This window comes from Sphingobium baderi (assembly GCF_001456115.1).
Lineage (GTDB): Bacteria > Pseudomonadota > Alphaproteobacteria > Sphingomonadales > Sphingomonadaceae > Sphingobium > Sphingobium baderi_A.
Genome location: NZ_CP013264.1, coordinates 3,212,791 through 3,224,104 on the forward strand (window position 1 = coordinate 3,212,791; position 11,314 = coordinate 3,224,104).

Below are 11,314 nucleotides of genomic sequence, written 5' to 3' on the forward strand. Positions count from 1 at the left end.
CATGCTATTAATCCTGTCTATAGATGCCCTGTTGGAGACGCTGCTTGCTCGACCGCTATCTGCTTCGATATTTTCTGGCCGTAGTCGATCAAGGGAATTTTTCCCGCGCCGCCGCCCATTGCCATGTATCGCAGCCGACCTTGTCCGTCGGCATCGCCAAGATCGAACGGACACTCGGCGTTTCGTTATTCGTCCGATCCAATCAGCGGGTCGAATTGACCGACGCGGGCGCACGCTTCCTGCCCCATGCGCGACGCATCGAACGGGAATTCAACCTGGCGCTTCAGGCCATGGAGCAAACGACCGATCTCCCGCCATTGCGTCTGGGCGTCCTCAGCAGCATCCCGGGGGCATTAATCGCCTCCGCCCTCGCATCCGTTCCGCCGCAAAGGCATTGGCGGTTCGAACTGCTCTTTGGCAGCGAACGGGAACTGACCGGGCATCTGGCAAAAGGTAGAATTGATCTGGCCCTGTCTCTTGTCGGGAGAGGCGGCGATCGCTTCGCCGAAACGCCTATTGCTACCGAAGGCTATGCGCTCGCGATCCCGGCGACTCATAGGTTGGCGCACAAATATGAGATTGCCGCAGAGGAACTCGCCCATGAAGTCATGATCGTCCGCCGTCATTGCGAGGCGCTGTCCGAAGTCAGCCGACACTTTATCGAACGCGGGGTGAGGCCGCATTTCGCGCTTCGTTCCACCAATGACGAGCGCGTCATGCAGATGGTGGCCGCGTCGCTTGGCATCACCGTCATGCCCGAAAGTTACTGGCAGGACGGCCTTCTCCGCCCCAGATTGGCTGGCTTCGGGCTTGAACGGACGATCGGCTGGGCATCCTCTCCCGACGCCGAGCATCTTCTGGCAAGCCCGCTCCCCTTCATGCAGGCAATCGACGCCGCATTGAACGGGAAATAGCCGATCCCGCCCCCTTTTCGAACTTTCGTAGCAATCAAGGACAGGCATGGTTTCGCTTTTCTTCAACACAGGCTATTGTGGAACCTCAGGCATCATTGGGTTGCCAGGATGAAAGATGGTTGAACTTTTCCCGCCCCCCTTTGACGAAAGCCCGGATGCCAAGACAGCTCGCCCTCTGCCACAGCATGACCGGGTCGTATCCACTGGCGATGGGAATCTGGAGCGGCCGCTTTCCACCTGGGAAAGCCTGGACGGTTATATATCCCTGTTTTCGCGCTGGGCCGGGCCTATAGCCCTGATCGCGGCTCTTGGGCTGATTGGCTGGCTGTTCCTGCGCTGATCGCCGCGTAGGACACGGAAATCAAACGGTAACGCCGCGCAGACTCCCGCAAGCATTTGGAATCCCGCGCGACAAGCGGTCATTCCGCCTTCAACGGATCGTCGGAAAACCGCGTCCGCATGTCCCACAGCCGATTGCCAGGGCAGAGCATTTATGTCCTGTTGCCGTGCAACATAAGTCAAAAGACATAGATTGCTGGGCGAGGATGTTCCGAACGCCCACCAGCCGTATGCCATGCGGTTGAGGATTGATCTGTGGCTTGACGTAGAAAAGGGTTGCTGATGTCTAAGATCGACCTGGCGATCGAGGGAGTCCCCGATCGTCAGCCTGCCGCCACCGCTGTCCGTCAGAACACGAGGCTGTGGTTGTGCCTGCTGCTCTTGCTCGCCGACATGATCGCGCTGGGCGCTGGTTTCGCAATCGGCATGGGCACGGCCGCGATGCCTGTATTCTCGGGCGAACTATGGCAACCGCTGTGCGGTGGAATGATCGTCTATGGCTTCGTTGCCTTTCATAGTCAGGCATATAATCCGCACTGCCTGACACATGGCACAGCATCGTGCCGCAGCGCAGCAATGGCTTTTGCAGGAACGCTGCTGATCTTCCTCCTCGTTCTCTTTTCGTTGAAGGCCACGGGAGGCCTTTCACGGCTGGGGATAGCGACGGGGCTGTTGTGCAGCGGTAGCTTGTTGATGGCCCAACGCCTGCTCATCACCAGGACCGTCCGGCGGCATTTCGGCCACGACCTTTTCGCGCAATTGCTCATCATCGACGAAGGCTTCATCCCCGAGGATGTGAGCGGCATGGTAATTTTGGATGCGCCAACCATCGGCCTGAAAGCGGATCTGGACGACCCCTATATGCTCCACCGGCTGGGCATGGTGTTGCGGGATTTCGACAGGGTCGTGATATCCTGCCCCGCCGACCGCAAGGCCGATTGGGCGCAAATGCTCAAGGGCGCGAATATCCTGGGCGAAATCGTCGTGCCTGAACTCGCGCCCATGGCGCCGCTGGCCGTGCAGAACTGCCGCGGCGTCGCGACGCTGGTGGTGGCGCGGGGGCCGCTGAATCTGGCGAACCGTGCGAAGAAGCGTCTTCTGGACATCGCACTAACCGTGCCTGTGCTGATCGCGCTGATGCCGCTGTTGATCGCAGTCGCCATTGCCATCAAGCTGGATTCGCCGGGACCGGTGTTTTTCCGGCAGGAACGGATCGGACGCGGTAACCGGCTGTTCCATATCCTCAAGTTCCGCAGCATGAAGGTGGAGCAATGCGATGCGGCGGGCGCGGCTTCCACGCGGCGGGACGATGGCCGCATCACGCGGGTCGGACGCTTTATCCGCAGCACCAGCATCGACGAGCTGCCGCAGCTCATCAACGTACTGCTGGGCGAGATGAGCCTCGTCGGGCCGCGCCCCCATGCGCTTGGCTCCACGGCGGAGCAGCAGCTTTTCTGGCAGGTCGACCGGCAATATTGGCATCGCCATGCGCTGAAGCCCGGTATCACCGGACTGGCGCAGGTGCGCGGCTTCCGGGGCGCGACGGAAACGCGACGCGACATTTTGAACCGGGTGGAGGCGGACCTGGAATATCTGCACGGGTGGAGCCTGACGCGGGACGTCGCCATCCTGATCGGCACGGCCAATGTGCTGATCCACCGCAACGCTTATTGAGCGGGCGGCGGGAGCATCCCGCCATTTTGCGGTGAGCCGAGGGGATCTTTCCGCCCGGATCAACCATTTGTGAACCAAGAGAGCCGATAAGCTGCGCCAGGATGAGCGCGAGGATCAGGCCGTGGTTGACGAAGCAGTTCAGTTCAAAATCAAGAGCGAGTCACAGAAGGGATCGCGGTTTGATTATCGGCCGATGGGTCGGGCCGGGGCGGCGGGGTTTGCCGAGCGGGCGGAGGAGTCGATCCAGCTGTTGTCGCGCTGGGCGGGAATCATCGCCTTTGCGGGCGCTTTGGCCACCATTTCCTATTTCCTGTTCCGGGGCTGACGACGCCCTTTTCCTTGCTGCCAGATGAACAGCGTAAGCGCCCGGCAGCAGGGCTGCACGGGCCATGAAGCGAGCCGTTGCTTTGCTGCGACCAGCCGCATTGCGGCCCCTATATTTCCTCTGAAATCGGACTAGCATGACCTTCGTTGCTGCAATGCAATAAGGGTCATAGCATTTGAAAATAACCAACCGCCTGCATTTGCAGGAGCGCCCCTGTGCGCCCGCAATAAATGAAACCAACTGGCAGCGCGCCGCCATCGCGGTGGCGCTGGGCAGCGTCATGATGGCGGGCGCACCGCTGTCGGCGCGTGCCCAGGGAAACGACAACGGCAATAGCGAGAAACCGGACAAGCTGGGACTTCAGATCGAAACCGGCCTCGACCTGCTGTATGACGACAATGTCTTCAGGGTCGACGACCGGGTCGAAAAGCCGACCGACGACATCATCGTCACGCCATCGGTCCAGCTGACCTATGCCCATCCCGTCGGCCGCCATGACGTGCTGGTGCGCGCCAAAGCCGGCTACGACTGGTTCGTGTCGCACAATGAGCGAAGCAAGCTGCGCCTGGACGGCGAGGCAAGGGCGAATATCCGTTTCGGCGCGACCTGCGTGCTGACGCCCAGCGCCACCTACCGCCAGCAGCGCGCCGATTATGGCGACATCAACCAGAATACGGAAAATCTGCAACGCTTCACGACGCTGGGGGCAGACCTGTCATGCGAACGGCCCGGCCTGTTCCCGGTCGCGGGCTATGAACATGCCATGACGCGCAACGCCAACCGGTTCGATTATGCCGACCAGACCAGCGACAGCTTCTATGCAGGCGTGGGCTATAACAAACCCAGCCTGGGCACGATCACGGCCACTTATGAACATACGTCCAGCGACCGCGACAATCTGGGCATCACCAACCGGATCGACGCCTATGCGCTGCGGTTCCAGCGGTCGGTGTCGCCGCTGACCCAGATCGACGCGCAGGTCGCCTGGCTGGACGTGAAGGGCGGGTCCGATGTCGTGGGCGATTATGATGGCCTGGGATGGGACGTGAAGCTGACCAGCGCCTTCGTTCCCCGCCTGAAACTGGCGGTTTCGACCAAGCGCGACATCGTGAACGACAGCCTGATCGCCAGCGGCTTCGCGATCCGGTCGAACTATCGGGTCGAAGGCTATTATGCGCTGAGCGAACTGACCTCCATCGGCCTTTATGCCGATTGGGAAAGACGCAAGTTCCGCCAGGATGCGGCGTTGCGCCCGTTCAACATCACCGCCGACAAAAATCGCCGTTTCGGCGCGACGGTCAAGCGCAAGCTGACCGACAGGGCCGATCTGGCGCTCGACGCGCAGCATTACAGGCGGCGCACCGACACAAGTTCGTCAAACTATAGCGGCACGCAAGTGACGTTATCCGCCCTTCTGCGATTCTAGCCATGAACATGGGAGCGACAGCTGTGAAAACAGGAACACTCCTCCGGTCTCTTACCATCCTGCTGACGGCGGCGGCGCCCGCCGTGGCGACGGCCCAGACCGGACCGGCCACGCCTGCCCAGGCGGTGGCCCCTTCCCCCTCGCCCGCCAATGCCGGATACCGGCTGGGCGCGGACGATGAGGTGAAGATCTCGATCTTCGGCCAGCCCGACCTGTCCACCACCAGCCGGATCAAGGCGGACGGGTCGCTGACACTCGCCCTGATCGGCCCGGTCGCGGCGCAGGGCAAGACGACATCGGAACTGGGACAGGCCATAGCATCGGCCTATGCCAGCGGCGGTTTCCTCACCAATCCATCGGTAAGCGTGGAGGTCAGTCAATATGTGAGCCGCTTCGTCACTGTGCTGGGCAATGTGCCGCAGGCGGGCAACTATCCGCTCGACCGCAATTATTCGGTCGCGTCCATGCTGGCGAAGGCGGGCGGTTCGACCACATCGGGCGCGAACGCCGTGATCCTGACCCCGGCGGACGGCAGCGGGCCGGTCCGCATATCGCTGGCCGACATGAGCGCGGGCGCGGGCCGCACGCTGCAACCGGGCGACATCCTGTTCGTGCCGCCGGCCGAGAAGGTCTATGTCTATGGCCAGGTGCAGCAGCCGGGCGCCTTCTCCTACGCGCCGGGCCAGACATTCCGGCAGGCGCTGGCGCTGGCCGGAGGGCCGACGCTGGCCGGTTCCACCAAGCGCATCAAGGTCAAGCGCGACGGCAAGGAGGTCGAGGCCAATCTCGACGATCCGGTGAAACCCGAAGACGTCCTCATCATCAGGGAGAAGCTGTTTTGACGGCGATCGACCATGATTTCACGCAACCGCAGCGTTCCCAGGGCGGGGCGCTGGACTGGTTGAAAGCCTTGCCGCGCAAGCTGGCCGGGGTGGACAAAGGCGGCCAGCGGGTCATCCCCGCATCCCCGCCAATCTCCGCCGCCCCCTTGCTGCTGGAAGAACTGGCTCCGCCCGGCTTCGGCCGATCTTCCGGGGACGGGCCGGAGGCGGACGGGCGCCCGCTTTCCATGGGCGCGATGGCGCAACCCATCAAGCCGATCAGCCTGCGACGGGATTCCATCTATGCCGCCTTCAACACGGCCATGCCGGTGACGGACCGCCACGGCCTGACCGGGCGCAATGCGGAGCTGGAAAAGCTGGTCGAAGCCATCGTCGTCCAGCGCAAGCACGCCGTCATCTTCGGCACGCGGGGATCGGGCAAGACCTCGCTCGCGCGCGTATTCGGCGATCTGGCGGACGAAGCGGGCTGCGTCGCGCTTTACGGGTCGGCGAATGGGGAAACGGATTTCGAGGCGCTGTTCCGATCCTTCCTGCCCGAATTGCCGATGAGCGCGGCGGGCAAGGAAAAGGCGAAGGCGCTGCTGTCCGGCCCGTTCGACGTGCCGCGCCTCGCCAGCGTGCTGGTGGAGGATGTGCGGCAACGCTCCATCCTCATCATCGACGAATATGACCGGGTGCATTCCGAAACCGCGCGGCAGGATGTGGCCGCGCTGATGAAGCTGCTGACCGACCTTCATTCGCCGGTGCAACTGGTGCTGGTCGGCATTGCGGGCGACATTGACGGCCTGATCGCGGCGCACCCTTCGCTGCGGCGGCATATCGCGCCGCAGCGGGTCAGCCCCATCCCCACCCCCGACCTGGCCCGGTTGCTGCTGAGCTGTTCGGAGCGGGCGAACCTGACCATGGACCTTGAGGCGCTGGACATGCTGGCGAATGCGGCGATGGGGTCGCCCTATCATGCGCGGTTGTTCGGGATGCAGGCGGCGTTGATCCCCGAAGCGGCGGGGCGCACCCGCATCACCCCCGCCGATGTGGAAGCGGGCCTAGCCGTCGCGCTGGAGGACTGGGCGGAAATGAGCGCGGTGGCGCACGCCCATCTGGCTCGCGCACTGCGCGACGCGCCGCATAACCGCCGCATGATCGCGCTGGCGGGCGTGGTGGCTTCGCAAGTCTATGCGATCTCGCAGGAGCGGCTGGTGGAGGCCGGGGCGGAACTGTTCGGGCCTTCCGACCGGCTGCATGGCGAAGCGGCCGATGCGCTGGCGCGGCTGGCCCCGGCGCTGGTGCCGACATCGGCCGGGGAATTGTGGATGTTCGAAGACACGCTGGCGCCGCAATTCCTGCTGCTGATGGCGAAGCGGCCCGGGAACGGCACGGCCGCACCCAGCCGCACCGAAGAGATGCGCGCCATGCTGAAAGGAGTGGACGGGCTATGATCCTCAATCCGATCGACCTGCTGAGCGCGCTCAGGGCGCGCTGGCGTTCGGCCGCTCTGGTGGGCGGCATATTGTTCCTGATGATCGCCATCGCCGCGTTCCTGCAGCCGCGGCAATATATGGGCACGTCATCGCTGATGCTCGACCTGTCGCAGACCGATCCGACCGAGGACGGCAATAATCAGGTGCGGGTCGACACCGAAAGCATCGTGGGCACGCAGACCGACATCATCCGCAGCGCGAAGGTCGTCAATGCCGTCGCGAAGGAAGCCGGATTCGTCGATGCGCTGCCCGCCGAGTTGCCTGCCGCCCAGCGGATACAGGCTGCGGCGGCGCGGGTGCGCGCGGGCCTCATCATCACCACCGGTCGGCAGAGCAATGTGATGCAGTTGCAGTTCCTCGACCCCGATCCCGAAGTCGCGGCGAAGGTCGCGAACCTTGCCGCGAAGATCTATATGCGCGAGCAGGTGGAACTGCGCGCGTCCCCCGCGCGCGGATCGGCGAAATGGTTCAACGAACAGACCGCCGATGTGCGACGCCGCTATGAACTGGCGCAAAAGCGGCTGTCCGATTTCCAGCGCGCGCACGACATCATCGGCATCAACCGCATGGACCTTGAGGCCGAGAAGCTCAAGAACATGTCCTATCAACTGACGCAGGCGCAGGCGGAAGCCGCCGCCGCCCGGTCCAAGACAGGCGCGGGGTCGGTGTCCGACATCGAAGGATCGCTGATCGTCCAGAACCTGCAGGAACAGGTCGCGACGCAGGCCGGGCAGGTTTCGGAACTCGCCAAGACGCTTGGCCCCAATCACCCCAGCATGGTGGCTGCGAATGCGCGGCTGCGGGAATTGCAGTCCAAGCTGGCGTCGGCGCGCGGCAGCCAGTCGGCGGCGGTCAACGCCAACAGCGTGGCGGCCGGGCGGCGCGAAGGGACGCTGCGCTCCAGCATGTCCGAACAGGAGGATCGCATGATCCGCATGTCCGACGTGCAGGACCAGCTGATGGTGCTCCAGCGCGACGTGGACGCGGCGCGGCAGACCTATGACACGGTGCGCCAGCGGTTCAACGAGGCGGAGCTGAAGAGTCAGATCTCACAGCCCAACGCCAGCCTGCTGGACGAAGCGACCGTGCCGCTGCTGCCGGCCAAGCCCAATATCCTGCTGTGGCTGGTGGGCGGCATCGCGCTGGGCCTGGTCGGCGGGGTCGCCTTCGTGATCCTGGGCGAGATCGTGACGCCGCGCGTGCGCTCCGCTTCGGGCGTGGCGCGGGCGACGGACGTCGATGTCATCACCGAACTGCGCCCCGTTCCGGCGCGGACGCACTGGTTCCACAAGCAGCAGGAGGCGGCATGAGACTGCGTTCCACGGCAAATGTTCATCCGGGCCTGACGACGCCCAGCGCTTCGGCCGCCCTCAAGCCCCGCGCCCGCGACGCGCAGGACCCGGCGCGGCTGGCGGTGCAGCATGGCCTGCTGACCGAAGCGGAAGCGGCAAGGGTGGACGCGCATGCCCGCGCGTCGGACCTGAGCTTTGCGGAGGCCGCCGTCGATCTCGGCCTGTTCGACGCGGACATGGCGGGACTGCTGGGCGCGATGGGCGGCGGATTTCCGCTGCTGCTGACGGGGGACGAGCGGATCGACCCGCTGGTCGTCACGGCGTTCGACCCGGCCGACCCCTATGCGGCGAAGGTGCGGGCGATCCGCGCCAAGATGCGCGCCACGGCGGGCAGCAGCGACGCGGGCGCGCCGCGCATGGCGATCCTGTCGATCGACACGGGCGATGAAGCGGCGATCCTGGCGGCCAATCTGGCGGTCGTGATGGCGCAGATGGACGGCCCGACCATGGCGGTCGATGTGGACATGGCCCACCCCTCGCTCGACCGGCTGTTCCGCATCGCCAACAAGGCGGGGCTGGCGGAGCAGCTGATGGGCAGCGCCACGCTGCTGCCCGCCGCGCAAACGGCGATCGAAAGACTGTGGCTGATGACGGCGGGCCGGCCTTCGGGCAGCGCGGCGGGCCTGCTGACGCGCGGGCCGCTGGCCGAAACGGCGGACGGTTGGGGTCTGGGCGAGATGGGGATGTTGTTCTACCTTGCCGAGCGGCGGGGCGATCAGACGCCCTTCGGTTCGATCCTCGCGGGCTTCGACGCGGTGACGCTGGCGGTACGGCGCGGCGACACGGCCATTGCCGACATGCGGCGCATCATCGACGATCTGGACCGCCACAAGGTGCCCATCGCCGGGACCGTGATTGCATGAGCGCGCAGCAGGCCCTCCCCCGCCCGCAACCCGCGCGGCCCGGAAACAGCGAGCATGGCGGCGGCGCGCCGATCGCCCGTGTGGGCGGCGTGCCGGTGTCGACGCTGTCACTTCAGGCGCTGATCCGCAAGATGCTGGAGGACGCGCCGCTCCGCCGGTCGCTGAACGAACGCGCCGCGCTGATATTCGACTGCAACGGACAGGGACTGTCCATGAACGCAAGCGATCCGGCCTTTCGCGCCGATCTGGCGCAGGCGGACCTGATCCATGCGGACGGGCAGATCATCGTCGCGGCGTCCCGCTGGCTGGGCGGGCCGGTCATCGCAAACCGTTCCAGCACGACCGACATGTTCATGGACAGCCTGAAGGACGCGGCGGCGGCAGGCGTCAGCTATTATCTGCTGGGCGGCGAAGAGACGGTGAACGCCCAATGCGCGCGCCGGATCACCGAGATCGCGCCGGGGCTGAACGTCGCAGGCCGCCGGAATGGCTTTTGGACGCGTGACGAAGAGGATGCGGTGATCGACGCGATCAACGCCGCCGCGCCCGATGTGCTGTGGGTCGGCACCGGCAAACCACGCGAGCAGGCATTTTGCGTGCGTAACCGCGACCGGATCAAAGCCGGGTGGATCGTCACCTGCGGCGGGCTGTTCAATTATGTGACGGGCGATTATCCGCGCGCGCCGATGTGGATGCAGGAGGCGGGGCTGGAATGGCTGCACCGCATGGCGACACGGCCACGGCAGCTTGCATGGCGCTACCTCACCACCAATCCCCATGCGCTCTGGCTGATCTGGAAGCATCGCCATGGCTGAAGCGCAGGCGGCGGAAAGCCCCCCGGCGGCAGGCCGTATCCAGAAGATCGGCGGCATTTTCGGGCGCTTCGGCCTTGCCAGCCTTTCGTCGGCCGTAGTGTCGGTCAGCCATTTGCTGGTCCAGCTTTTCTCGATCCATCATCTGGGTGCCAGCGGCATCGGCGTGCTGGCGTTCCTGCTGGTCATCATCCAGTTCGGATACAGCCTGTCCAACGCGCTGGTGTCCACGCCCTATACCATCGCCGTCAATCAGGAGGAGGAAGTCGCGGCGGGCGCCCATGACTTCTTCTTTCCGGTCAACCTGCTGCTGTGCCTGAGCCAGGGGCTGACCTGCGCGATCGTCGCCTGGGTCATGGCGTCCCCCGCCGCCGCATTGGTGTTCGGGATTGCGGGCACGCTGTCGCTGGTGCGCTGGTTCGGGCGGTCCAACGCCTATGCCCATCATGCGCCGATGCGGGCGGCGCGGTCGGATTTCGCCTATGCCGCGACGATCCTGATCGGCCTGCTGGTCGCGTCGCGCACGGGCGCCGATCTGGCCGGGATCGGCGCGATCATCCTGCTCGCCGGCCTGGTGGGGATGCTGTGTTTCGGCACGGCCTATCTACGCCGCCATGTCGCGATGAAGCCTGCGCGCGCGCTGCGCCAATATCGCACGGTCTGGAAGGAACAATCCGCATGGACGCTGGTGGGCGTGCTGTCGACCGAAGCCACGTCCAACGCGCATAGCTATGCGGTGACGTTGCTGGCGGGACCGGCGGCCTTCGCCCCGATTGCCGTGGGGATGCTGTTCTTCCGCCCGGTCAATGTATGCATCACCGCCCTTACCCAGTTGGAGCGCCCCCGCATGACCCGCGCCATAGCCAGAGGCGACGGCCGGGCGGCGATCCAGTCGGAACGCATCTTCATGGGCGCGCTGGTCATGCTATGGCTGGCGACCTGCGTGATGGCGGCGATCGTGCTCTATGGCTTTCCGGGCCTGATCCTGAAGCCGACGCTGGACCATAGCCTTGTCGTCACCGCCGTGATGCTGTGCGCGCTGCTGTCGCTGGTCCAGTGCCTCCAGACGCCGATGAGCGTGCTGACGCAGGCGCGCAAGGCGTTCCGTCCGCTCGCCGCGCAGAGCATGAGAAGCTGCGTCGTCGGCCTTGTCGCCGTGACCGCGCTGACGCTGACGGTCGCGCCGGTCCTGTCCATCGCGGGCGTGGTGCTGTCCCAGCTCGTCATGATGCTCGGCATCTGGCGGCTGGACCATCACTGGCGGCGCCAGCAACGGGCGGAGGGCTAAA

Annotated in this window: 11 protein-coding genes; all 11 read left to right on the plus strand. The window is 64.8% G+C overall.

The window, feature by feature from the left end; translation table 11 throughout:
• Window positions 1-44: 44 nt before the first annotated feature.
• The 11 genes from ATN00_RS15715 to ATN00_RS15765 all read left to right on the plus strand — a co-directional run bounded on the left by ATN00_RS15715 (window position 45) and on the right by ATN00_RS15765 (window position 11,313).
• A complete protein-coding gene (locus ATN00_RS15715; protein ID WP_062066129.1) occupies window positions 45-914 on the plus strand; it encodes a LysR family transcriptional regulator in 870 nt (289 codons plus the stop codon).
• A gap of 115 nt (window positions 915-1,029) precedes the next feature.
• A complete protein-coding gene (locus ATN00_RS15720; RefSeq protein WP_062066131.1) occupies window positions 1,030-1,254 on the plus strand; it encodes a hypothetical protein in 225 nt (74 codons plus the stop codon).
• A gap of 281 nt (window positions 1,255-1,535) precedes the next feature.
• Entirely contained in the window at window positions 1,536-2,927 is a 1,392-nt protein-coding gene (locus ATN00_RS15725) for a sugar transferase (protein WP_062066133.1), read from the plus strand.
• Window positions 2,928-3,048: 121 nt separating this feature from the next.
• The gene (locus tag ATN00_RS15730) at window positions 3,049-3,252 is read left to right on the plus strand and encodes a hypothetical protein (protein ID WP_062066136.1); all 204 of its coding nucleotides are present in this window, start codon (window positions 3,049-3,051) and stop codon (window positions 3,250-3,252) included.
• Window positions 3,253-3,427: 175 nt separating this feature from the next.
• On the plus strand, window positions 3,428-4,678 hold the full coding sequence (locus tag ATN00_RS15735) for a hypothetical protein (protein WP_231746303.1): 1,251 nt from the start codon (window positions 3,428-3,430) through the stop codon (window positions 4,676-4,678).
• Window positions 4,679-4,701: 23 nt separating this feature from the next.
• Complete coding sequence (locus tag ATN00_RS15740; protein ID WP_062068869.1) at window positions 4,702-5,520, plus strand: polysaccharide biosynthesis/export family protein; 819 nt, start codon at window positions 4,702-4,704, stop codon at window positions 5,518-5,520.
• Complete coding sequence (locus tag ATN00_RS15745; protein ID WP_062066138.1) at window positions 5,517-6,956, plus strand: AAA family ATPase; 1,440 nt, start codon at window positions 5,517-5,519, stop codon at window positions 6,954-6,956. Before ATN00_RS15740 ends, ATN00_RS15745 begins: the two co-directional genes overlap by 4 nt.
• Complete coding sequence (locus ATN00_RS15750) at window positions 6,953-8,308, plus strand: GumC family protein (RefSeq protein WP_062066140.1); 1,356 nt, start codon at window positions 6,953-6,955, stop codon at window positions 8,306-8,308. The genes ATN00_RS15745 and ATN00_RS15750 overlap by 4 nt, the downstream gene beginning before the upstream one ends.
• Window positions 8,305-9,213: a P-loop NTPase family protein gene (locus ATN00_RS15755; RefSeq protein ID WP_062066143.1), complete on the plus strand. Its 909-nt coding sequence runs from the start codon at window positions 8,305-8,307 to the stop codon at window positions 9,211-9,213. Before ATN00_RS15750 ends, ATN00_RS15755 begins: the two co-directional genes overlap by 4 nt.
• Window positions 9,210-10,028 (plus strand): WecB/TagA/CpsF family glycosyltransferase, encoded by an 819-nt coding sequence (locus ATN00_RS15760; protein ID WP_062066145.1) that lies wholly within the window; start codon window positions 9,210-9,212, stop codon window positions 10,026-10,028. The genes ATN00_RS15755 and ATN00_RS15760 overlap by 4 nt, the downstream gene beginning before the upstream one ends.
• Window positions 10,021-11,313, plus strand: coding sequence for a polysaccharide biosynthesis protein (locus ATN00_RS15765; RefSeq protein ID WP_062066147.1), 1,293 nt, complete (start codon window positions 10,021-10,023; stop codon window positions 11,311-11,313). Before ATN00_RS15760 ends, ATN00_RS15765 begins: the two co-directional genes overlap by 8 nt.
• Window position 11,314: the final 1 nt, after the last annotated feature.